Genomic DNA, 21,131 nt, shown 5'->3' on the forward strand with positions numbered 1-21,131 from the left:
TGGTCTCCGGCGCCGGGTGACGACGGTTCGTGCACACAGCGCGGAGGGTGCGGGCGTGGCGCTCACAGCGCCCGGGTCATGCCGCCGTCGACCGGGATCATGACCCCGGTCAGGTAGGAGGCAGCGGGGGAGAGTGCGAAGGCGGCGACCCGGCCGAACTCCTCGGGCCGGCCGACCCGGCGCAGCGGGATGCCGGCCTCGGTCCGGGCGCGGGCCTTCACGGGGTCGCCGGAGGCCGCCTCGATCTCGGCGATCCGGTCGGTGGCGACGGTGCCCGGCAGCAACCCGAGGACCCGGATGCCCTGCGGGCCGAGCTCGTCGGCGAGTGCCTTCGCGGTCATGGCCAGGCCGGGGCGCAGGCCGTTGGAGATGGCCAGGTGGCCGATCGGCTGGCGCACCGAGATGGACAGCACGAAACCGATCGCCGCGCCCTCGCCCAGGTGCGGGACCAGCGCCCGGACCAGCCGGAGCGGACCGAGCAGCACCGACTCGACCCCGGCCCGCCAGGCGTCCTCGGGGGTCGAGAGCACCGTGCCGGGGGCGGGGCCGCCGACCGAGATGAGCACGCCGTCGACCTGCCCCAGCTGCTCGCGGGCCTCGGCGACCAGCCGCTCGGCGGCGTCGGGGTCCGCCAGGTCGGCGGACACCCCGGACGCCGCCGGCGCGCCGCCCAGCGAGGCGACGGCGGCGTCCACGGACTCCGCGGACCGCGAGCTGATCAGCACGCGGGCCCCGTCGTCGACGAGGGCCCGGGCGGTCGCGAACCCCAATCCCCGGCTCGCGCCGGTGAGCAGGAAGCCACGACCGCCCAGGCCCAGGTCCATCAGGTGCTCCTCGGTGCAGCGTCGGTCAGGCGGCCGTACCGCGCAGCGAGCGCAGCACGTACTGCATGATCCCGCCGTTGCGGTAGTAGTTCGCCTCGCCGGGGGTGTCGATGCGGACGCGGGCGTCAAAGTCCACGTCGCCGGCCTTCACCTTCACCGTGCGGGGCACCGAGCCGTCGTTCAGCGCGGTGATGCCGGTGATGGTGAACTCCTCGTCGCCGGTCAGGCCGAGCGACTCGCGGGTCTGGCCCTCCGGGTACTGCAGCGGCAGCACGCCCATACCGATGAGGTTGGAGCGGTGGATGCGCTCGTAGCTCTCGGCGATGACGGCCTTGACGCCCAGCAGCGCGGTGCCCTTGGCCGCCCAGTCGCGCGACGAGCCCGAGCCGTACTCCTTGCCGGCCAGCACGACCAGCGGGATGCCGGCGTCGATGTAGGCGCGGGAGGCGTCGTAGATCGTCGTCGTCTCGCCGGTCAGGTGGTTCTTGGTGACGCCACCCTCGGTGCCGGGCACCAGCTGGTTGCGCAGCCGGATGTTGGCGAAGGTGCCGCGGATCATGACCTCGTGGTTCCCGCGGCGCGAGCCGTAGGAGTTGAAGTCGCGGCGGTCCACGCCGTGCTCGCGGAGGTACTTGCCCGCGGGGCTGTCGGCCTTGATCGAGCCGGCCGGCGAGATGTGGTCGGTGGTCACCGAGTCGCCGAGCACCGCGAGGGTGCGGGCGCCGGAGATGTCCTCGACCGGCGCCGGCTCGGCCGGCATGCCCTCGAAGTACGGAGGACGGCGGACGTAGGTGCTCTCCGCGTCCCACTCGAAGGTGTCGCCGGTCGGGGTGGGCAGGTTCTGCCACTGCTCGGTGCCGGCGAACACGTCCTCGTAGGAGCGGCCGAACTGCTCCGCGGAGACGGCGTGGTCGATGACCCGCTGGACCTCCTGCGGGGAGGGCCAGATGTCGCGCAGGAAGACGTCGTTGCCGTCGGCGTCCTGGCCCAGGGGGTCGTTGTTCAGGTCGACGTCCATGGAGCCGGCGAGCGCGTAGGCGATGACCAGTGGCGGGGAGGCCAGGTAGTTCATCTTGACGTCGGGGTTGATCCGGCCCTCGAAGTTGCGGTTGCCCGAGAGCACCGAGACGACGGCGAGGTCGGCCTCGTTGACCGCCGCGGAGACCGGCTCGGGGAGCGGGCCGGAGTTGCCGATGCAGGTCGTGCAGCCGTAGCCGACCAGGTAGAAGCCCAGCTTCTCCAGGTACGGGGTGAGCTCCGCCTTCTCGTAGTAGTCCATGACGACCTTGGACCCGGGGGCCAGCGTCGTCTTGACCCAGGGCTTGGTGGCCAGGCCCTTCTCGACGGCGTTCTTCGCCAGCAGCGCCGCGCCGATCATCACCTGCGGGTTGGAGGTGTTGGTGCAGGAGGTGATGGCGGCGATGACGACGTGGCCGTGGTCGACCTCGGTCTCCGTGCCGTCCTCCATGACCACGCGGGTCGGCTTGGACGGGCGGCTGGAGTTCGAGCCGTTGACGGCGGTGTGCGGCTTGCCGGCCTCACCGTTGCCGTGGGTCTCCGCGATCGGGTCGGACGCCGGGAAGGTGTTGGCGACGGCGTCGTCCACCGACGACGTGACGCCGAAGGGCTTCTCCTGCGCCGGGACGCCGGGCTTGCGGTCCTCGCCACCGGTCTCGTCGGCCTGCACGTAGTCGGCGAGCGCCTCGCGGAAGGCCTCCTTGGCCTCGGCGATCTCGACGCGGTCCTGCGGGCGCTTCGGGCCGGCGATCGAGGGGACGACGGTGCCGAGGTCGAGCTCGAGGTACTCGGAGAAGGAGGGCTCGCGCGACGGGTCGTGCCAGAGGCCCTGCTCCTTGGCGTAGGCCTCGACCAGCGCCACCTGGGCGGCGTCGCGGCCGGTGAGCTTCAGGTAGGTGATGGTCTCCTCGTCGATGGGGAACATCGCCGCGGTGGAGCCGAACTCCGGGCTCATGTTGCCGATCGTGGCGCGGTTGGCCAGCGGCACCGCGGAGACGCCCTCGCCGTAGAACTCGACGAACTTCCCGACGACGCCGTGCTGGCGCAGCATCTCGGTGATGGTGAGGACCAGGTCGGTCGCGGTGGCGCCGTCCGGCAGCTGGCCGAACAGCTTGAAGCCCACGACGCGCGGGATGAGCATCGAGACCGGCTGGCCGAGCATCGCGGCCTCGGCCTCGATGCCGCCGACGCCCCAGCCCAGGACGCCGAGGCCGTTGACCATCGTGGTGTGCGAGTCGGTGCCCACGCAGGTGTCGGGGTAGGCGACCACGCGGTCACCCTCCTGCCGCGGGAAGATCACGCGGGCCAGGTGCTCGATGTTGACCTGGTGGACGATGCCGGTGCCCGGGGGGACGACCTTGAAGTCGCTGAAGGCGCCCTGGCCCCAGCGGAGGAACTGGTAGCGCTCGCCGTTGCGCTCGTACTCGATCTCGACGTTGCGCTGGAACGAGTCCTCGGTGCCGAAGATGTCGGCGATCACCGAGTGGTCGATGACCAGCTCGGCGGGGGCGAGCGGGTTGATCTTCTGCGGGTCGCCGCCCAGCTCGGCCATGGCCTCGCGCATGGTGGCGAGGTCGACGATGCAGGGGACGCCGGTGAAGTCCTGCATGACCACGCGGGCCGGGGTGAACTGGATCTCCTGGTCGGGCTCGGCCGACGGGTCCCAGTTCGCGATCGCCCGGATGTGGTCGGCGGTGATGTCCGCGCCGTCCTCGGTACGCAGCAGGTTCTCGAGGAGGACCTTCAGGCTGAAGGGCAGCTTCTCGGAGCCCTCCACCGCGTCGAGTCGGTAGATGTCGTAGTCGGTTCCGTCGACGCTGAGCGTCGACCGGGCTCCGAAGCTGTCCTTGCTGGCTGCCACTCTTCTGCGCCTACCCCTCGCTGGTTCGTCGCGTGCTGGTTCCTCGCGGCTGGCTCACGCGCTCGTGTCCACCCGCGATCATCCCAGTTCCCGCAAGCAGCCACCGGGTGAGGCGACCCTTACCGTGGACGGCGTGACCGGCACAGTCCCCGAGCCCCTGCCCGACTGGCTGACCGGCGCCGCGCGGATCACCGCGCTGACGGGCGCCGGCATCTCCACCGACAGCGGCATCCCCGACTACCGGGGGCCGCAGGGCGTGTGGACCCGGGACCCGGACGCCGAGAAGATGGTGACGCTCTCCTACTACGTCGCCGACCCCGGGATCCGGCGCCGGGCCTGGCTCGCGCGCCGGGACATGGCCGCGCTGCAGGCCCGGCCGAACGCCGGTCACGCCGCGCTCGCCGACCTCGAGGCCCAGGGCCGGCTGCGCACGATCGTCACGCAGAACGTCGACGGGCTGCACCAGGCGGCCGGCTCGTCGCCGGAGCGGGTGGTCGAGATCCACGGGACGGTGCACGAGGTCGAGTGCCTGGGCTGCCGGGCGCGGACGACGATGTCCGAGGCGCTGGAGCGGGTGGCGGCGGGGGAGCCCGACCCGGCCTGCCGCAGCTGCGGCGGGATCCTCAAGTCGGCGACGATCAGCTTCGGGCAGGAGCTCGACGGCGGGGCGGTCGACGCGGCGGTCGCCGCGGCCCGCGACTGCGACGTCTTCCTCGCCGTCGGCACCTCGCTCCAGGTGTGGCCGGTAGCCGGGCTCGTCGAGGTGGCGCTGCGCGCCGGGGCGCGGGTGGTGATCGTCAACGCCGAGCCGACGCCGTTCGACGACCTGGCGTCGCTACTGGTGCCCGAGCCGATCGGGACGGCGCTGCCGCGGCTGCTCGCGCGGGCCTGAGCGGGGGAGCCCTCGTCGGCGTCGGTGCCGACGGTTAGCGTGACGGGCACCACGTCGAGCGGCCGGCGGGACGCCGGTCGCGCACCCCAGGGAGCCGGCATGCGCGTGCCCTTGACCACCCGCGACTTCCTCGAGCGGGCCGAGCTCGTCTACGGCGACCGCATCGGCATCGTCGACGAGCCCTCGCAGCCCGCGCCGTCGCTGGGCGGGCTCAGCTACCGCGAGGTCGCCCGCCGCGCCCGGGCGCTGCAGGCCGGGCTCGACGAGCTGGGCATCGCCGAGGGCGAGCGGGTGGCGATCGTCAGCCACAACGCCGCGCGGCTGCTCGAGGTGCTGCTCGCCGTCCCCATGTCGGGCCGGGTCGCGGTGCCGATCAACTTCCGGCTCTCCCCGGAGGAGGTCGAGTACATCGTCGGGCACTGCGGCGCGCGGGTGCTGCTCGTCGACCCGGAGCTGGAGTCCTCGCTCAAGGGCGTGCGGGCCGAGCACCGCTTCGGCACGGGGGAGGAGTACGAGCAGCTGCTCCGCTACGACGTCGAGCCGCGGCCCTGGTCGGCGCCGGACGAGGACGCCACCGCGACGATCAACTACACGTCGGGGACGACGGCGCGGCCCAAGGGCGTGCAGATGACGCACCGCAACCTGTGGGTCAACGCGGTCACCTTCGGCCTGCACATGCAGGTCAGCGACCGCGACGTCTACCTGCACACGCTGCCGATGTTCCACTGCAACGGCTGGGGCCTGCCGTACACGATGGCCGGTGTGGGCGCGAAGCAGGTCGTCCTGCGCAAGGTCGACGGCGCGGAGATCCTCCGCCGCGTCGAGGAGCACGGCGTGACGATCATGGCCGGCGCCCCCGCGGTGTGGAACGCCGTGCTCGACGCCGCCGCCGAGTGGGAGGGCGAGATCCCGGGGCGGGACAAGGTGCGCATCGTCGTCGCCGGCGCGCCGCCGCCGTCGAAGACCATCGCCCGCGTCGAGGCCGAGCTCGGCTGGGAGTTCAACCAGATCTACGGCCTGACCGAGACCGCGCCGCTGCTCACCATCAACCGGCCGCGCGCCGAGTACGACGACCTGGAGCCCGAGGAGCGGGCCAAGCGGCTCTCCCGGGCCGGTGTCCCGGCGCTGGGCACCCGGATGTCGGTCAGCGAGTCCGGCGAGGTCCTGGCGCAGGGCAACACCGTGCTCGCGGGCTACTGGGAGAACCCGGACGCCTCGGCCGAGGCCCTGGAGGGCGGCTGGTTCCACACCGGCGACGGCGGCACGATCGACGACGGCGGCTACCTGACGATCTCCGACCGCAAGAAGGACGTGATCATCACCGGCGGTGAGAACGTCTCCTCCATCGAGGTGGAGGACGTCGTGTTCAGCCACCCGGCGGTCGCGGAGGTCGCGGTCATCGGCGTCCCCGACGACAAGTGGGGCGAGATGGTCACCGCGATCGTCGTCGTCACCGAGGGCGAGCAGGTCACCGAGGCCGACATCGTGGCCCACTGCCGCGGGAAGATCGCCGGCTACAAGATCCCGAAGCGGGTCGAGTTCCGCGACGAGCTGGCCCGCACCGCCACGGGCAAGATCCAGAAGTTCAAGCTGCGCGAGTCGTTTCTGGGAGGGCTCGGAGCGGCAGGTCAACTGAACCGAACCGCCCGCCGCACCCGCTGGTGGCGCCTCACCCCTCGGGGTGAGGCGCCCTCAACGACCCCGTCCGTCCGACCGATGGCCCACGGAGCGGCACCTCTCCGGGTGCCCGACGTCGAGCAGTCGGAGGTCACGACGTGGTCAGCCGGAACCCGAACAGCCCGGCGCGAGCGACGTGGGGTCGCCGCGCGCTGCGCGTGGGCGGAACGGCGGTCGCCGCCGCGGTGCTCCTCGGGCTGACCCCCGCCGTCGCCGACGCCGCACCCCGTCGCCCGGGGGACGGTGAGATCGCCGCCGCGCAGAGCGAGGCCGACCGCGTCGGCGCCCGCATCGGGGAGCTCAACGACCGGCTGTCCGCCGCCCAGGCAGGCGTGGAGAGCGCGCGCACCGAGGCGCTGCTGGCCCTCGACGAGTTCCAGGCCACGCAGGCCGCCGCCGAGGCCGCCCGCGAGCGCGCCGAGGCCGCCCGCCGCCGAGGTCGAGGCGAAGACCGCCGAGCTGGGCCTGGCCCGCGACGACGTCGTCGCCTTCGCCCGCCGCAGCTACATGGAGGGCAGCACCAACCCCGGTGCCAGCGCCCTGCTCACGGCCGGCAACCCGTCCCAGCTCATCGAGCGCGCCGCCCTGCTCGAGGCGGCCGGCTCGCACCGCACCGACGTGCTGGGTCGGGTCACCGTGGTGCAGCAGGAGGCCACCGCCGCCGAGGCCGTCGCCCGCACCGCCGTCACCGAGGCCGATCAGCTGCAGCAGGCGGCCGAGCAGCAGCTCGAGGCCGCCACCGCCGCGGAGCAGTCCGCCCGCGCCCAGCGCGCCGAGGTCGCCACGCAGCAGGCCGCCGTGCAGGCCGAGCTCGACGCCGCCAAGGCCACGCTCACCCAGCTCGTCGGCGCCCGCGCCGCCGCGGACCGCGCCGCCGCGGAGCAGGCCGCCGCGGCCGCCCGCACCGTGCAGCGCGCCGCCGCGCAGGCGCCCTCGCCGTCCTCGTCCTCGTCGCCGTCGTCCTCGTCGTCGAACCCCGCGCCGGCGCCGGCCGCGCCGAAGCCGTCCGCCCCGCCGGCGGTGCAGAACCCCGCCGGCCCGGGCTCTGCCTCGGCGGCGTCCACCGCGATCTCCGCGGCGCGGAGCTACATCGGCACGCCGTACGCCTGGGGTGGCGGCGGCCGCCGCGGCCCCGGCCCCGGTCAGGACCCCGACCTCGGCGTCATCGGCTTCGACTGCAGCGGGCTGACCCAGTACGCCTACGGCCAGGCCGGCATCTCGATCTCGCGCAACAGCCGCGACCAGTACGCCGAGTCGCCGAAGGTGGCCCGCGGCTCGCTGCAGCCCGGGGACCTGGTCTTCTGGGCCAACGACGTGAGCCGCCCGTCGACGATCTACCACGTCGCCATCTACCTGGGCGGGGACCGCATGATCGAGGCGCCGGAGAGCGGCAAGACCGTCCGGGAGACCGCGATGCGGTGGGGCGGGTACATCGGCGCGGTGCGACCCAGCGCCTGAGACCCAGCGCCTGAGACCCAGCCCGGCACTCGCGGCGCCTGACCGGCCGGACGCCTGCTCCCGCGGGAGCGCCGGCGTGAGGAGTGAGGCGTCGGGCAGCCACGGGGGGAGCTGCCCGACGCGTGTCCGAGGCTAGCAGTCGAGGGGCGCACCGGGCAGTCGTCGCGCGCGCCCTGATCGTGGATCACGGCGCGTCGTCGAGGCCCGTGTCGCGGCGTGCAGGTGCCGCTCAGCAAGGTGTAGGACACTGGCGTCCGGGGACGGCTGCGCCGCCCCGTCGACGGCCCCACAGCCCGGGGGTCGCGGCCCGGCACGACCAGGGAGCCCCGTGACGAGCGCTGCCAGCACGCCGACCGAGAACGCGACCGCGCAGGCGGGCGCACCGGTACCCCCGGCGACCGACGCCGCTCGGCTGGAGCGGGTGCTGTTCGAGATCAAGCGGGTGATCGTCGGCCAGGACCGGCTGATCGAGCGGATGCTCGTCGCCCTCCTGGCCCGCGGGCACGTCCTGCTCGAGGGCGTGCCGGGCGTGGCGAAGACCCTCGCGGTGGAGACGCTCGCGACCGTCGTCGGCGGGAAGTTCGCCCGCCTGCAGTTCACCCCGGACCTGGTGCCGGCCGACATCATCGGCACGCGCATCTACAAGTCCGGCCAGGACGCCTTCGACACCGAGCTCGGCCCGGTGTTCGCCAACTTCGTGCTCACCGACGAGATCAACCGCGCGCCCGCCAAGGTGCAGTCGGCGCTGCTGGAGGTCATGGCCGAGCGGCAGGTCTCCATCGGCGGCGTGACGCACGCGCTGCCGGACCCGTTCCTCGTGCTGGCCACGCAGAACTCGATCGAGTCCGAGGGCGTCTACCCGCTGCCCGAGGCGCAGCGCGACCGCTTTCTCATGAAGGTGCTCGTGGACTACCCGAGCTCCGAGGAGGAGCGGGAGATCATCTACCGGATGGGCTCGGAGCCGCCCGTCGCCGAGACGGTGCTGGGCCCCGACGAGCTGCGCCGGCTCCAGAAGACCGCCTCGCAGGTGTTCGTCCACCACGCGCTGGTCGACTACGTCGTCCGCCTGGTGGTGGCCACCCGCACGCCCCGCGAGCACGGCATGGACGACGTCGCGACGTGGGTCTCCTACGGCGCCAGCCCGCGCGCCTCGCTGGGGCTGATCGCGGCCAGCCGGGCGCTCGCGCTGGTGCGCGGCCGGGACTACGTGCTGCCGCAGGACGTCCTCGACATCACCGCCGACGTGCTGCGGCACCGGCTGGTGCTCTCCTACGACGCGCTCGCCGACGGCGTGCCGGCCGACCACATCGTGAAGCGGATCGTGCAGACGGTGCCGCTGCCGCAGGTCGCACCGCGGCAGAACGCGGGCGGCTTCGGTCCGGCCGGTCCCGGTCCGCAGGTGCCCCAGTACGGGCCGCCGCAGGGCGCGCCGCTCCAGGCTCCGCAGGGTGCGCCCGGCCAGGGTGCGACGGCGTACGGCGGTCCGGGCTCCAACGGGCACGGGCCGCACCCGGCGTGATCCGGCGCCGCCGCCGCAGCGCCGACCCGTCCCCCGCGGGGGCGGCGCACCCGGGCCTCCTGCTCCACCCGGCGGGGGAGAGCCCGGGGGCGGACAAGGGTGCCCCGCCGCGGTTCACCGACGGCCCGGCCGACGTGCTGCTGCGCCGCCTGGAGCTGACCGTCCGCCGGCGGCTGGACGGCCTGCTGCAGGGCGACCACCTCGGCCTGGTGCCCGGCTCCGGCTCCGAGGCCGGTGACTCGCGGACCTACCACCCGGGCGACGACGTCCGGCGGATGGACTGGCCGGTCACCGCGCGCACCCAGGTGCCGCACGTGCGCGAGACGATCGCCGACCGCGAGCTGGAGACGTGGGCGGTGGTCGACCTGTCGGCCAGCCTCGACTTCGGCACCGCGAACTGCCTCAAGCGCGACCTGGCGATCGCCGGGCTGGCCGCCGTCGGGCACCTCACCGTGCACGGCGGCAACCGGCTGGGCGCGGTGGTGACCACGGGGGAGCAGGTCGTCCGGCACCCGGCGCTGCCGGGCCGGCTGGCCGCCGAGCGGCTGCTGCGCTCCGTCGTCGCCACCCCGCGGGCCGCGGGCGGGCGGCGCGGCGACCTCGCCGCCGCCCTGGAGACCTTGCGCCGGCCGGAGCGCCGGCGCGGGCTGGTCGTCGTCATCTCCGACTTCCTGGGCGACAGCGACTGGGAGCGGCCGCTGCGCGGGCTGGGCACCCGGCACGAGCTGCTGGCGATCGAGGTGCTCGACCCGCGCGAGCTGGAGCTGCCCGACGTGGGCCTGCTGACCGTCGTCGACCCGGAGACCGGGCAGACGCTGGAGGTGCCGACCGGGGACGCCGAGTTCCGGGCGCGGTTCGCGGCCGGGGCCGCCGAGGAGCGGGCCCGCATCGCCGCGGCGCTGCGCCGGGCGGGTGCGGGGCACCTGCAGCTGCGCACCGACCGGGACTGGTTGATGGACGTCGTCCGCTTCGTCGGCGAGCGCCGGCGGGCCGGCAGCGGAGGAGCGTCGCGATGACCTTCCAGGCACCCCTCTGGCTGCTGGGGCTGATCGCGGTCGCCGCGCTGGTGGCGTTCTACGTCGTCCTCCAGCTGCGCCGGAAGGCGTACGCGGCGCGGTTCACCAACGTGGCGCTGCTCGGCTCGCTGGTGCCCAAGCGGCCCGGCTGGCGCCGGCACGTGGCGTTCGCGCTGGTCGCGGCGGGGCTGGCCACGCTGGTCGTGTCGCTGGCGATGCCGAGCACCGAGGTGCGGGTCCCCCGCGAGCGGGCGACGGTGATCATGGCCGTGGACGTCTCGCTGTCGATGGAGGCCCGCGACGTCGAGCCCAACCGCTTCGAGGCGATGCAGAAGGCGGCCAAGGAGTTCGTCGACGTCCTGCCCGAGCGGATCAACCTCGGGCTGGTCACCTTCGCCGGGACGGCGACCACGCTGGTGCCGCCGACGACCGACCGCGAGCAGGTGCGCGGCGCGATCGACAACCTGGACCTGGCCGAGTCGACGGCGATCGGCGAGGCGATCTTCACCTCGCTGACCGCGATCCAGAACTTCCAGTCGACGCTGGAGGACGCCGGCGAGGAGGCCCCGCCCGCGCGGGTCGTGCTGCTCTCGGACGGCTACCCGACGGTGGGCCGCGACGAGACGCTGGCGATCGACGCGGCGAAGGACGTCTCGATCCCGGTCTCGACGATCGCGTTCGGCACCGACTACGGCACCCTCGACCTGGACGGCGACACCGTGCCCGTGCCGGTCGACCGGGCGACGCTGGAGCGGATCGCCGACGAGACCGGCGGCAGCTACAGCGAGGCGGCCAGCGCCGAGGAGCTGGAGGAGGTGTACGCCGACCTGGGCAGCCAGATCGGGTACACCACCGAGCCGAAGGACATCAGCCCGCGGTTCGTCCGGGTCGGCGTCCTGGTGCTGCTCGTCGGCGCCGTCCTCAGCCTGCTCTTGGACCAACCGCCTCGTCTGACCGGGGCAGGGGACTTTCGGTACCGAAAGTCCCCATCAGCCGGGGACTTTCGGTACCGAGAGTCCCGAAGAGCGTGGGACTTTCGGTACCGAAAGTCCGTCAGCGGGTGGGGTCGAGGACGAGCTTGCCGGTGGTGCGGCGGGCGAGCAGGTCCTGGTGCGCGTCGCGCACGTTGGACAGGGGGTACCGGCCGCCGGCGATCGGCTTGAGCGAGCCGTCGGCGGTCATGGCCAACAAGTCGGTCATGGCGGCGTCGAGCATCTCGGGCCGAGCCATGCAGTGGGCCAGCCAGAAGCCGATGACCGCACGGCTCGTGCCCATGAGCATCCCTGGGGGCACCGACGGCGTCTCCTGGCGGGCGGCCATGCCGTAGGTGACCAGCCGGCCGAAGGGGGCCAGTGCCGACAGCGAGCCGGAGAAGACGTTGCCGCCGGTCATCTCCAGCACGATGTCGACCTTCTTGCCCTCGTTGGCCTCGCGCAGCGCCGCGGCGAACTGCTTCGGGTCGTCGTCGGCGAGCGCCGGGTCGACCGTGGCGTGCGCGCCGAGCTCCTCGGTGAGCGCGCGCTTCTCGGCGCTGGAGGCGGTGGCGATGACGCGGCCGGCGCCCCAGCGGCGGGCCAGCTGGACGGCGATCGAGCCGACGCCGCCGGCACCGGCGATGACGACGACGGACTCGCCCTCGGCCAGGTGTGCGCAGGTGCGCAGCAGGTGCCAGGCGGTCGAGCCCTGGAGCACCAGCGAGAGCGCCTGCTCGTCGGTGACGCCGTCCGGCACCGCCCAGGTCAGCCGGTCGTTGGCGGCCACCCGTTCGGCGTAGCCACCGCCGTCGAGCAGCCCGACGACGCGCTGCCCGCCGCCGACGGGCGTGCCGACGAACTCGGCGCCCGGGATCAGCGGCAGCTGCTGGGCGGCGAGGTAGGAGTTCTCGATCTGGTGGGTGTCGGCGTAGTTGACGCCGGCGGCGGAGACGTCGTGGAGCGTCCGGCCCGGGCCGGCCTCCGGCTCGGGGACGTCGACGACCTTCAGGACCTCGGGGCCACCGAATTCGGTGATCTGGACTGCGCGCATGGAGGTGAGGCTATGGCCTGCGCGCGCCCGGACGTCGACCCGGCAGGTCGCGCCGGTCAGCCGCCGGCGAGCTTCTGCAACCGGGTCGCCAGCGCGGCCCGCCGGTCGGCATTGCCGTGCAGGTCGACGTACCGCTGCCCGAACTGGGCCAGCAGGGTGTCGTCCAGCCGGCGGACCGCGCCCGGGGGATACCGGTAGTCCATCCGGGCGGTGATGCCGCTGTCGTCGGCGCCGCGCAGCACCTCGCCCAGCTCCACCAGGCTGGTCACGCCCAGTTCGAGCAGCAGGCCGGAGATCCAGGTGTAGTGGTCCGGGCGCGACCAGCCGGCGTCGGCGTACTGCCCGGCGAGGAAGGCAGCCAGTTCCCGGGGCGCGATCCGTGGGTCGTCGGGGTCGACGTCGTCGGCGTCGTCACCGGGAACCGGCCCCCGGAGGCGCTCGCGGATCGCGGTGAACTCCTGGTCGGCCAGCTCCAGCAACCCGGCGGCCAGGGTGAACCGGCGGTCGAACTCGGACGCGTGCTCGTCGGGCACCGTTCCCTTGTAGCGGATGTCGTGCTCGAACTCGGCCCACGCGTGCTGCAGCACCGTGCGCACCTGCACCTGCACCACCCGGCCGTCCAGCTCCGGCCACTCGGCCACCCGGGCGGGGTCCACGGCGATCAGCAGGTGCCGGCTGGCGTAGCCGAACCGGCCCTGCTGCGCGGTCTGCCGCCCCATGTCCCGGTCGTCGATCACGACCACCTGCGCGGCCAGCAGCTCGGCGACCGCCTCCACGTCGCTCTGCACGTAGGCGATCACCCGCACGCCGATCTGGTCGGTGATGTCCCGCAGCGGGTCGGGATAGGCGGGCACGCCGTCGACCGTGCGGGCCGCCTTCTCGGCGAACGAGGTCACGCTCTTGGTCCGCCCGGTCACCGTCAGGTAGTTGATCCCGGCGTCGTCGAGCAGCTCGGTGACGAGCGCGAGCGCCTGCGTCCCGGCGACCAGGGTCTCGGGCCGCCTGTCGGCGTATGCCTGGATGGCCTGCTGCAGCGGGTCCGGCGGGGGCGCGGTCACCCGGGGGCCGGGCTCCAGGTCCGGCGGTAAGGTCGGGGTCACGATGGCGCCGGCGGCCGCGTCGCCGTAGGTGGTCACCTCGTCCGGCCGCCGGACGGCGATCCAGCCCACGTAGGCGCAGACCACGGCGTCCACCTGGTCTTCGGCCACCCGCAGCTCGCTCTTGCGGGCGGCGGTGAGCACCTGCTCGCGCAGCGCGGCGAACGGCGCCCCGAGGTCGAGCTCCACCACCGCGCCCAGGAGGTCGACGAGCAGGAGCAGCTCCGCGCGCATCTGCTCGAGCGTCCGGCCCGGCTTGTTCTTGTACTTGAGCGTGCGGCCCAGCCGGAACAGCGCCACCGTCGCCGCGTGCGGGTAGACCTCGATGGCCCGGCGGTCGCGGCCCGAGCGGGGGTCGAGGTCCAGCTTCAGGCGCCGGGCGATCCGTCCGCCGCGGGTGTCACCGTCGGTGAACTCGGGTTTGCCGGTGTTCGTCGGGTGCGCCCCGGCCTGGAACCTCGCGAAGTCGGCGTTGAGCGCCCGCTCGGCGGCCCGGTTCCCGGTGGCGTTGGTGACCACCAGCGGGGCGTCGATCGCCACGATGCACGGGCCGGCGGTGAACGGGGCCAGCGCCGTCTCGATCTCGTCGTCTGTGCGCACCGCGCTGACGTGGACGAGCCGGCCGTCGTCGTCCAGCACGGCGAGGCCGCTGGGTTGCCTGAGCCCCCAGGCGAGGTCGATCCCGATGTGGTGCACGGGGTCAGCTTGCCCTGCGGCACCGACGACCGGCAGCGAACGCAGCGAGGGGTGGGCGTTCCCGCGGGAACGCCCACCCCTCGCTCAGGTCATCCGGCGGTCTGCGCCTCGCGCCGCGGGAGCACCCAGTCCGGCCGTACGTAGTGGCACGTGTAGCCGAACGGGATCTTCTGCAGGTAGTCCTGGTGCTCCTCCTCGGCCTCCCAGAACGCGCCGGCCGGCTCCACCTCGGTGACGACCTTGCCCGGCCAGATGCCCGAGGCGTCGACGTCGGCGATCGTGTCCTCGGCGACGCGCTTCTGCTCGTCGCTCAGGTAGAAGATCGCCGAGCGGTAGCTGCGGCCGATGTCGTTGCCCTGCCGGTTCTTCGTCGACGGGTCGTGGATCTGGAAGAAGAACTCCAGCAGCTCGCGGTACGAGATGACGTCGGGGTCGAAGACGATCTCCACCGCCTCCGCGTGGTCACCGTGGTTGCGGTAGGTGGCGTTCGGGGTGTCGCCCCCGGAGTAGCCGACGCGGCTCGAGAGGACGCCGGGGCGCTTGCGCAGCAGCTCCTGGGCTCCCCAGAAGCAGCCGCCGGCGAGGATCGCGGTCTCAGTGGTCAACGTGTGCCTCCTTCTTGTCCAGCACACCTGGTGAACGCCGTGAGCGGGGATGTGTTCCGGTGAGGTCAGGCGGGGCCGGCCACCGGTGGGGAGTCGAGGATGCGGGGCCGGTACTCGACCAGCTGGATGCCGCCGTCGAACGTACGGTGCTCGGTCATCTCCAGGGCGACGTCGGGGTAGCCGTCGTAGATGCGCTCCTCGCCCGTGGCCCCCGTGATGACCGGGAACATGCCGACGCGGAAGCGGTCGACCAGGCCGGCGGCCATCAGGGCGCGGCACAGGGTGAGGCTGCCGATCGTGCTGAGGATGCCCGTCCGCTCCTCCTTGAGGGCACGGACCGCTCCGACGGCGTCGCCGCGCACCAGCGTGCAGTTCGCCCAGGACAACGGCTCCTGCAGGGACGACGAGAACACGACCTTGGGCGCCTGTGTCAGCTCGTCGACCGACGCCTCCTCCTCGGGCCGGAACTCCTCCAGGCCGTCCGGGACCTCGCCCGCGGCGAAGCCCGACATCAGGCGGTAGGTGTTCGCGCCCATCAGGTAGGTGACCGGCGGCTGCTCGCCGAGCCAGGCGAGGTACTCCGGGCCCTCCATCCCCCAGAAGCCGGGCCAGCCCCTGCCCGACGCGTAGCCGTCGAGGGAGGTGATGAAGTCGACGAGCAGCTCTGCCATGGGTCCTGTCCCTCCGTGGTGGTGATGCTCCGACCCGGCGGGAGCCGCGAACTCATCGGCGGCGGTGGTTGCTGAGCTCGTGCTCGGTGCGCTGGGCTCGATAGGCGGCCAGTTCTGCGGCGGCGCGGTGCGCGGTGGGCTCGTCGAGCACGGGTGGCAGGTCTGCGAGGTGGGCGCGCCACATCTCGTTGTCGCGGAGAGGGAGGACGAGGACGTCCCCGCGGCGCTCGGGGGACGTCATCTCGGGGGCTCCCGACCCGGTGAGCACGAGGACGGGGGACACCGGGACTGCGACCCCGCGGCTGGCCAGCAGCCGTTCGATCCGCCGCGCCCCGTCGCGCGCGCCTGGGCCAGCTTGTCGTCCAGCGCCAGCACGCGGTCCAGGTGTCCGCGGCGGCTGAAGCTGGCTTTGACCTCCACCGCGAAGCAGCCGGCCGGTGCGAGGACGACGTGGTCGACGTCGACGTGCTCGAAGGAGACGCCGCTGACGACGTCGAACACCCCCGGCGTGCTCAGGAGCGCGGTGCCGGCGTCGTCTTCCAGCGCGCGGCCGAGCCGGGGGAACAGGCTGCCGTCGGCGATCGCCAGCATGACGATGACGAGCACCGTGACGGCCCCGAGGTAGGTGCCCACCGCGACCCCGGACCAGAAGGACCAGGCGCGCAGCAGGAACGCGGCCAGCGCGCCCGAGACGGCGAAGGCGCCCAGGGTGACCGCGAGCTCGCGCCAGCGGGCCCGGAGCAGGTGCTGCCGTCGGGTGCGCAGGTCCCGATCGAGCCAGGACGCCCGTCGCCGGGGACGCGCCTCCCTCCACCGACCCAGCGCTCGGCGGCGGTCCCTCCCGGTGTCGCTCACGACCTCCTATCGGCCGGACGGGCGGAATACCTGAGCCGTCAGGTGACGTGGTGGGCGAAGAACCGGTTGCCGTTCTCGCCCCCGAACTCCGGATCGCCGATGTGCCCACCTGGTGCGCGCGGGGCTCGGTCGAGCGGATGTCAGGGTTCCCCCGCGCCGGACCACCAGGCCGGAGTGCCGGAGGCCGGCGGGGCGGCCTGCCGCCAGTCGCGCGGTGGCGAGCCGAAGGCCTGCCGGAACCGTCGGCTGAAGTAGGAGGGGTCGGTGAACCCCCAGCGCCGGGCGACGACGGCGATCGGGCGGTGCCGGTGCGCGACGTCGAGGAGGTCCCGGCGTGCGCCCTCCAGCCGCTGGTCGATGATCCACTGCTCCAGGCTGAAGCCGGCCGCCGCGCACAACCGGTAGAGCTGGCGGACCGACACCGCGTGCGCCGCGGCGATGCGCCCGACGTCGAGGTCGGGCTCGCCGAGGTGCTGGTGGACGTAGTGCGCGCACCTGGGTGAGCAGGGTTTCCTGGAGGACCTCGTCGACCGACCGGCCGGCCGCGCCGGCGGAGGCGAGCAGCGTGCGCACCAGGTCCACGGTCGCGGCCGCGATCGACGGCACCGTCGGTTCCGCGGACAGCAGCTCGGCGTCCCGGGTCACCTGCTGGAGGTGGACCCGCACCAGCCCGTGCAGCGAGCTGCGGTGGATCCGGGGGAGCGCCCGGCGGACGACGTCGACGGGCAGGCCGAGCCGGCCGACCGGCACCTGGACCGCCCGGCAGACCCCGGGCCCGGTCCACCGGTACCCGTAGGGGGAGGCGACCTCGGTCGCGGCGAGGCTGCCTCGGGGCACCACCCGCTGGCGCCCGAACTGCTCGTGCAGCGCGACGCCCCGTTCCTGGACGGCGAAGGAGACGGTGGGCACGGCGTCCGCGCCGATGTCGCGACGTGACCGGTCCAGCGCCACCTCGCCGGCGAGCGCCAGCCGCAGCACCGGGACACCGGCGAGGTCCCAGGAGTCGAGGCGGGCGCTGGCGGGCCGGCGGGGATCGGGAAAGCGGATGCGGGAGACGAGGACCGCCTGGAGCCGCTCGGCCACCTCGTCGGGGCGGCGATGGGCCGGATCCAGCCGCTCGGTGTCGAGCACAGTGACCACGGGCGCTCCCTGCGCGACGACCAGGCGACTGCTGACCGGGTGGAGCCTGACCTCCGGCCGACCCGCTGGGAAGGCCTTCGGGAGCGCTGCCGGCGGCGGCAGGCAGGGTCCACAGCCTGGCGGTCAGGGCACATCGCTGCCCTGCGCCCCGCCCCTAGCGTCGGGTTCCCCGCGACCGGTGCGGCCGCGGCCGGCGTCGACGCATCCGGGAGCAGGAGGCCCACCATGCCCGTCATCACGAGCCCCGACGGAACCGAGATCTCTACAAGGACTGGGGCTCCGGTCGGCCGATCGTCTTCAGCCATGGCTGGCCGCTGTCCGCCGACGACTGGGACGCGCAGCTGATGTTCTTCCTCGCCCAGGGCTACCGGGTCATCGCCCACGACCGGCGCGGCCACGGCCGCTCGGCGCAGGTGGCCGACGGCCACGACATGGACCACTACGCCGACGACCTCGCCGCGCTCACCGAGCACCTGGACCTGCGGGACGCCGTGCACGTCGGGCACTCCACCGGTGGCGGGGAGGTGGCGCACTACATCGCCCGGCACGGCCAGGACCGGGTCGCGAAGGGCGTGCTGATCAGCGCGGTGCCGCCGCTCATGGTGCAGACCGACGCCAACCCCGGCGGCCTGCCCAAGGCCGTCTTCGACGGCATCCAGCAGCAGGTGGCCACCAACCGCTCCGCCTTCTACCGGGAGCTGGCGGCGACCGCGTTCTACGGCTTCAACCGGCCGGGCGTGGAACCGGTCGAGGCGATCATCGCCAACTGGTGGCGGCAGGGGATGGCCGGCGGGGCGAAGGTCCACTACGACGGCGTCGTCGCCTTCTCCCAGACCGACTTCACCGACGACCTTAAGAAGATCACCGTTTCCGTGCTGGTCATGCACGGCGACGACGACCAGGTCGTGCCCTACGCCGACTCCGCGCCGCTGTCGGCCGAGCTGCTGCCGAACGGAACGCTGAAGACCTACGCGGGTTTCCCGCACGGCATGCCGACGACGCAGGCCGAGACCATCAACGCCGACCTCCTGGAGTTCATCCGCAGCTGAGCCGGGGCACCCGGTGGGCGCACCGCCGGTCCGGGCCTCCTAGGGTCGCCGGTCGTGCTCGATCGACGGACCGGACTGCTCGGACTGCTGCTGGCGGTGCTCTCCGCCGCGGCCTTCGGCACGTCCGGGGTCTTCGCCGCGGCGCTGCTGGAGGCCGGCTGGAGCGCCGGGGCCACCGCCGCCGTCCGGATGGCCCTGGGCGCCCTGGCGCTGACCGTCCCGGCCGCCCTCCAGCTGCGCGGCCGCTGGTCGCTGCTGCGCGCCAACGCCCGCGCGGTGCTGGCCTTCGGCGCGCTCGCCGTCGCGCTGCCCCAGCTGGCCTTCTTCTCCGCGGTCGCCCGCCTCTCGGTGGGCGTCGCGCTGCTGCTCGAGTACTCCGCCGTCCTGCTGGTGGTGGCGTGGACCTGGGCCCGGCTCGGGCAGCGACCCAGCGCGGTCACCGGCGTCGGGGTCGCCGTGGCGCTCGCCGGGCTGGTGCTCGTGCTCGACGTCGCTAGCGGCGCCCGGCTCGACCCCGTCGGCATCGCCTGGGGCCTGGCGGCCGCGCTGGGCCTGGCCGCGTACTTCGTGCTCTCCGCCCGGTCCGACGGCGCCCTGCCCCCGCTGGTCAGCGCGTGGGCCGGGCTGGCCGTCGGCGCGCTGCTGCTCGGAGCGGCGGCGCTGATCCGCGTCGTGCCCTGGTCGACGACGGCGGACGACGTGGAGCTCGCCGGCCGCTCGACCGGCTGGCTGGTCCCCGTCCTCGGCCTGGCGCTGGTGACGGCCGCCTTCGCCTATGCGACCGGCATCGCCGCCGTCCGCCTGCTCGGCTCCCGGCTGAGCTCGTTCGTCGGGCTGAGCGAGGTGCTGTTCGCGGTCGTGACGGCGTGGCTGGCGCTGGGGCAGCAGCCCGGCGCCGTCCAGCTGGTCGGTGGCGTCGTCGTCCTGGCCGGGATCGTGCTGGTGAGGCTCGGCGAGCGACCGGCCGGCGACCCGGCCCTCGCCGTCGTCCCCGACCCGGTCAGCGCGCAGACCCCCTGACCGCCCGGCCCCCGCTCACCAGGGGACGACGCCGGCGTCCTCGAAGAAGCCGCCGGTGGGGCCGCCGTCGGGCAGGGTGGCCAGCCGGATCGGCGTCGCCGCGCCCTGCTGCGGGGTGCGCACGCCGCGGAAGCCGTTGAGGTCGGTGGCCACGTAGCCCGGGCAGGCGGCGTTGACGAGGATGCCCGTGCCGTCGAGCTCGCGGACGTACTGCAGCATCACCGCGTTGAGGAAGGTCTTCGAGGGGGAGTAGGCGACCGCCACCGGCCCGGCGGAGTCGTTCCCGACGGAGCCCACCTGCCGGGTCAGCGACCCGACCCCGCTGGACACGTTCACGATCCGCGGCGACGGCGAGCGGCGCAGCAGCGGCAGCATCGCGTTGGTCACCCGGATGACGCCCAGAACGTTGGTCTCCACGACCGTGCGGATGACGTCGAGGTCCGACGTCGTCGGCAGCTGCTCCCGCGAGCCGCTGATCCCGGCGTTGTTCACGAGCGCGTCCAGGCCGCCGACCCGCTCCTCGACCAGCGCGGCGGCCGCGGCGACGCTGCCGTCGTCGGTGACGTCCAGCGGGACGCCGAAGGCGTCGACGCCGGCGTCGCGCAGCCGGGTCACCGCCTCCTCCCGCCGGGCCTCGCCCCGGGCGCCCACGCCCACCGTGTAGCCCAGCGCGCCCAGGCCTGCCGCGATCTCGTAGCCGATCCCCTTGTTGGCGCCGGTGACCAGCGCACTCTTCGTCTCCGTCATGGCATCGAGCCTGCGCCCGGGGAGGACCGCGGGTCCAACACCACCTGGGTACCGACCGATACCGCGGGGGTATGGATGACGGCGCGAGCGGAGCTACGCTGGGTCGTGGACACGCGGGAGCTGCGCTACTTCGTCGCCGTCGCCGAGGAGCTGCACTTCGGCCGGGCGGCCCAGCGGCTCGGCATCGCCCAGCCGCCGCTGTCCCGGGCGATCAGCCGGCTCGAACGCCGGCTCGGGGTCGCGCTGCTGACCCGCACCAGCCGGTCGGTCGTCCTCACCGCACCGGGTGCGGTCCTGCTGGAGGAGGGCCGCGCCGCCCTCGACGCGCTCGACGCCGCCGAGAACCGGGTCCGCCGGGCAGCGCTGGCCGCCGACGGCGAGCCGGGCGTCGTCCTCGCGGTCAAGGCGGGCGCCTCCGGCGAACTGCTGGCCAAGCTGCTGTCCGCGCACGCCGTCGAGCCGGGTGCCGCCCGGATCGAGGTGGAGCTGTGCGGGCCGGGGCAGCAGACGCGGCTGCTGCGCAGCGGGCGGGCCGACGTCGCCCTGCTGCACCTGCCGTTCGACGACGTCGCCGGCCTCGACACCGAGGAGCTGCTCACCGAGGGCCAGGTCGCGGTCCTGCCGGCCGGGCACCCGCTGACCACGCGCCGGGGGCTGCGCCTCGCCGACCTCGACGGCGTGCCCGACCTGCCGCACCCCCGCTGGCCCGGGCCGGACGGGGGCTACCCCGACGGGCCCGGGCCCGAGGTGCACGACTCCGCCCAGCTGCTCCAGCTCGTGTCCCTCGGCCGGACGCTGGTGGTGGTGCCCGAGTCGGTGCGGGCGCAGCTGCCCGAGGGCGTCGTCGCCGTTCCGGTCGTCGATGCGCAGCCGGTCACCACCGTCATAGCCTGGCCGCCGCACAGCCGCTCGCTCGCCGTGGCGCAGCTGGTCGAGACCGCCCTCCGGCTGTGAGCCGGCAG

The 21,131-nt window shown here is 73.8% G+C and carries 20 protein-coding genes; 10 read left to right on the top strand and 10 right to left on the bottom strand.

Going from position 1 to position 21,131, the window contains the following annotated elements; all coding sequences use genetic code 11:
- Nucleotides 1–62 precede the first annotated feature (62 nt).
- On the bottom strand, nucleotides 63–824 hold the full coding sequence (locus JKP76_RS12585) for an SDR family oxidoreductase (RefSeq protein ID WP_200491118.1): 762 nt from the start codon (nucleotides 822–824) through the stop codon (nucleotides 63–65).
- Between the two features lie 25 nt (nucleotides 825–849).
- Nucleotides 850–3,702, bottom strand: a complete 2,853-nt coding sequence (locus JKP76_RS12590; RefSeq protein WP_200491119.1) for an aconitate hydratase — start codon at nucleotides 3,700–3,702, stop codon at nucleotides 850–852.
- 133 nt (nucleotides 3,703–3,835) lie between these two features.
- Here JKP76_RS12590 and JKP76_RS12595 point away from each other — a divergent pair, with 133 nt between their 5' ends.
- The 6 genes from JKP76_RS12595 (at nucleotide 3,836) to JKP76_RS12620 (ending at nucleotide 11,427) form a co-directional block, all read left to right on the top strand.
- Nucleotides 3,836–4,594: a Sir2 family NAD-dependent protein deacetylase gene (locus JKP76_RS12595; RefSeq protein WP_200491120.1), complete on the top strand. Its 759-nt coding sequence runs from the start codon at nucleotides 3,836–3,838 to the stop codon at nucleotides 4,592–4,594.
- 99 nt (nucleotides 4,595–4,693) lie between these two features.
- On the top strand, nucleotides 4,694–6,472 hold the full coding sequence (locus tag JKP76_RS12600; RefSeq protein WP_242471288.1) for an AMP-binding protein: 1,779 nt from the start codon (nucleotides 4,694–4,696) through the stop codon (nucleotides 6,470–6,472).
- Nucleotides 6,473–6,778: 306 nt separating this feature from the next.
- Nucleotides 6,779–7,729, top strand: a complete 951-nt coding sequence (locus JKP76_RS12605) for a C40 family peptidase (RefSeq protein WP_200491121.1) — start codon at nucleotides 6,779–6,781, stop codon at nucleotides 7,727–7,729.
- A gap of 412 nt (nucleotides 7,730–8,141) precedes the next feature.
- Nucleotides 8,142–9,248 carry a MoxR family ATPase gene (locus JKP76_RS12610; protein ID WP_200491415.1) on the top strand — a complete coding sequence of 369 codons (1,107 nt, stop codon included), beginning with the start codon at nucleotides 8,142–8,144 and terminating at the stop codon, nucleotides 9,246–9,248.
- On the top strand, nucleotides 9,245–10,264 hold the full coding sequence (locus JKP76_RS12615; protein ID WP_309229764.1) for a DUF58 domain-containing protein: 1,020 nt from the start codon (nucleotides 9,245–9,247) through the stop codon (nucleotides 10,262–10,264). Before JKP76_RS12610 ends, JKP76_RS12615 begins: the two co-directional genes overlap by 4 nt.
- Nucleotides 10,261–11,427, top strand: coding sequence for a VWA domain-containing protein (locus tag JKP76_RS12620; RefSeq protein ID WP_242471289.1), 1,167 nt, complete (start codon nucleotides 10,261–10,263; stop codon nucleotides 11,425–11,427). Before JKP76_RS12615 ends, JKP76_RS12620 begins: the two co-directional genes overlap by 4 nt.
- Here the strand turns inward: JKP76_RS12620 and JKP76_RS12625 are convergent.
- From JKP76_RS12625 to JKP76_RS12655, 7 genes are all read right to left on the bottom strand, one after another.
- The gene (locus tag JKP76_RS12625; protein ID WP_200491122.1) at nucleotides 11,318–12,289 is read right to left on the bottom strand and encodes an NADPH:quinone oxidoreductase family protein; all 972 of its coding nucleotides are present in this window, start codon (nucleotides 12,287–12,289) and stop codon (nucleotides 11,318–11,320) included. The genes JKP76_RS12620 and JKP76_RS12625 overlap by 110 nt on opposite strands.
- Before the next feature lie 56 nt (nucleotides 12,290–12,345).
- Nucleotides 12,346–14,082 carry a DUF429 domain-containing protein gene (locus tag JKP76_RS12630; RefSeq protein ID WP_309229762.1) on the bottom strand — a complete coding sequence of 579 codons (1,737 nt, stop codon included), beginning with the start codon at nucleotides 14,080–14,082 and terminating at the stop codon, nucleotides 12,346–12,348.
- A gap of 89 nt (nucleotides 14,083–14,171) precedes the next feature.
- Nucleotides 14,172–14,687 carry a peptide-methionine (S)-S-oxide reductase MsrA gene (gene msrA / locus JKP76_RS12635; RefSeq protein WP_200491123.1) on the bottom strand — a complete coding sequence of 172 codons (516 nt, stop codon included), beginning with the start codon at nucleotides 14,685–14,687 and terminating at the stop codon, nucleotides 14,172–14,174.
- A gap of 65 nt (nucleotides 14,688–14,752) precedes the next feature.
- Nucleotides 14,753–15,358 (bottom strand): dihydrofolate reductase family protein, encoded by a 606-nt coding sequence (locus JKP76_RS12640; protein WP_200491124.1) that lies wholly within the window; start codon nucleotides 15,356–15,358, stop codon nucleotides 14,753–14,755.
- A 52-nt stretch (nucleotides 15,359–15,410) separates the two neighbouring features.
- Entirely contained in the window at nucleotides 15,411–15,599 is a 189-nt protein-coding gene (locus JKP76_RS12645; RefSeq protein WP_200491125.1) for a hypothetical protein, read from the bottom strand.
- Nucleotides 15,596–16,213: a nuclease-related domain-containing protein gene (locus JKP76_RS12650; protein ID WP_200491126.1), complete on the bottom strand. Its 618-nt coding sequence runs from the start codon at nucleotides 16,211–16,213 to the stop codon at nucleotides 15,596–15,598. Before JKP76_RS12650 ends, JKP76_RS12645 begins: the two co-directional genes overlap by 4 nt.
- Nucleotides 16,214–16,353: 140 nt before the next feature.
- Nucleotides 16,354–16,653, bottom strand: a complete 300-nt coding sequence (locus JKP76_RS12655) for a helix-turn-helix transcriptional regulator (protein ID WP_309232976.1) — start codon at nucleotides 16,651–16,653, stop codon at nucleotides 16,354–16,356.
- A 214-nt stretch (nucleotides 16,654–16,867) separates the two neighbouring features.
- Between JKP76_RS12655 and JKP76_RS21050 the strand changes: the two genes are divergently transcribed.
- From JKP76_RS21050 to JKP76_RS12670, 3 genes are all read left to right on the top strand, one after another.
- Nucleotides 16,868–17,149: a hypothetical protein gene (locus tag JKP76_RS21050; RefSeq protein WP_242471290.1), complete on the top strand. Its 282-nt coding sequence runs from the start codon at nucleotides 16,868–16,870 to the stop codon at nucleotides 17,147–17,149.
- A gap of 548 nt (nucleotides 17,150–17,697) precedes the next feature.
- The gene (locus JKP76_RS12665; protein WP_242471291.1) at nucleotides 17,698–18,402 is read left to right on the top strand and encodes an alpha/beta fold hydrolase; all 705 of its coding nucleotides are present in this window, start codon (nucleotides 17,698–17,700) and stop codon (nucleotides 18,400–18,402) included.
- Nucleotides 18,403–18,456: 54 nt separating this feature from the next.
- Nucleotides 18,457–19,422 carry an EamA family transporter gene (locus JKP76_RS12670; protein WP_200491128.1) on the top strand — a complete coding sequence of 322 codons (966 nt, stop codon included), beginning with the start codon at nucleotides 18,457–18,459 and terminating at the stop codon, nucleotides 19,420–19,422.
- A 15-nt stretch (nucleotides 19,423–19,437) separates the two neighbouring features.
- On the opposite strand, the gene JKP76_RS12675 is transcribed toward JKP76_RS12670, so the two are convergent.
- Nucleotides 19,438–20,169, bottom strand: a complete 732-nt coding sequence (locus JKP76_RS12675; RefSeq protein ID WP_200491129.1) for an SDR family oxidoreductase — start codon at nucleotides 20,167–20,169, stop codon at nucleotides 19,438–19,440.
- A 105-nt stretch (nucleotides 20,170–20,274) separates the two neighbouring features.
- Here JKP76_RS12675 and JKP76_RS12680 point away from each other — a divergent pair, with 105 nt between their 5' ends.
- A complete protein-coding gene (locus JKP76_RS12680) occupies nucleotides 20,275–21,123 on the top strand; it encodes a LysR family transcriptional regulator (protein WP_309229760.1) in 849 nt (282 codons plus the stop codon).
- The last annotated feature ends 8 nt before the right edge of the window (nucleotides 21,124–21,131 follow it).

It is taken from the genome of Blastococcus sp. TML/C7B (assembly GCF_016612845.1).
Lineage (GTDB): Bacteria > Actinomycetota > Actinomycetes > Mycobacteriales > Geodermatophilaceae > Blastococcus.

Bases quoted from the DNA above. Each gene is read 5' to 3' on its own strand.
- JKP76_RS12585 (WP_200491118.1), bottom strand. From the start codon at position 824: ATGGACCTGGGCCTGGGCGGTCGTGGCTTCCTGCTCACCGGCGCGAGC.
- JKP76_RS12600 (WP_242471288.1), top strand. From the start codon at position 4,694: ATGCGCGTGCCCTTGACCACCCGCGACTTCCTCGAGCGGGCCGAGCTC.
- JKP76_RS12605 (WP_200491121.1), top strand. From the start codon at position 6,779: ATGGAGGGCAGCACCAACCCCGGTGCCAGCGCCCTGCTCACGGCCGGC.
- JKP76_RS12620 (WP_242471289.1), top strand. From the start codon at position 10,261: ATGACCTTCCAGGCACCCCTCTGGCTGCTGGGGCTGATCGCGGTCGCC.
- JKP76_RS12625 (WP_200491122.1), bottom strand. From the start codon at position 12,289: ATGCGCGCAGTCCAGATCACCGAATTCGGTGGCCCCGAGGTCCTGAAG.
- JKP76_RS12640 (WP_200491124.1), bottom strand. From the start codon at position 15,358: ATGGCAGAGCTGCTCGTCGACTTCATCACCTCCCTCGACGGCTACGCG.
- JKP76_RS12645 (WP_200491125.1), bottom strand. From the start codon at position 15,599: ATGACGTCCCCCGAGCGCCGCGGGGACGTCCTCGTCCTCCCTCTCCGC.
- JKP76_RS12665 (WP_242471291.1), top strand. From the start codon at position 17,698: ATGTTCTTCCTCGCCCAGGGCTACCGGGTCATCGCCCACGACCGGCGC.
- JKP76_RS12675 (WP_200491129.1), bottom strand. From the start codon at position 20,169: ATGACGGAGACGAAGAGTGCGCTGGTCACCGGCGCCAACAAGGGGATC.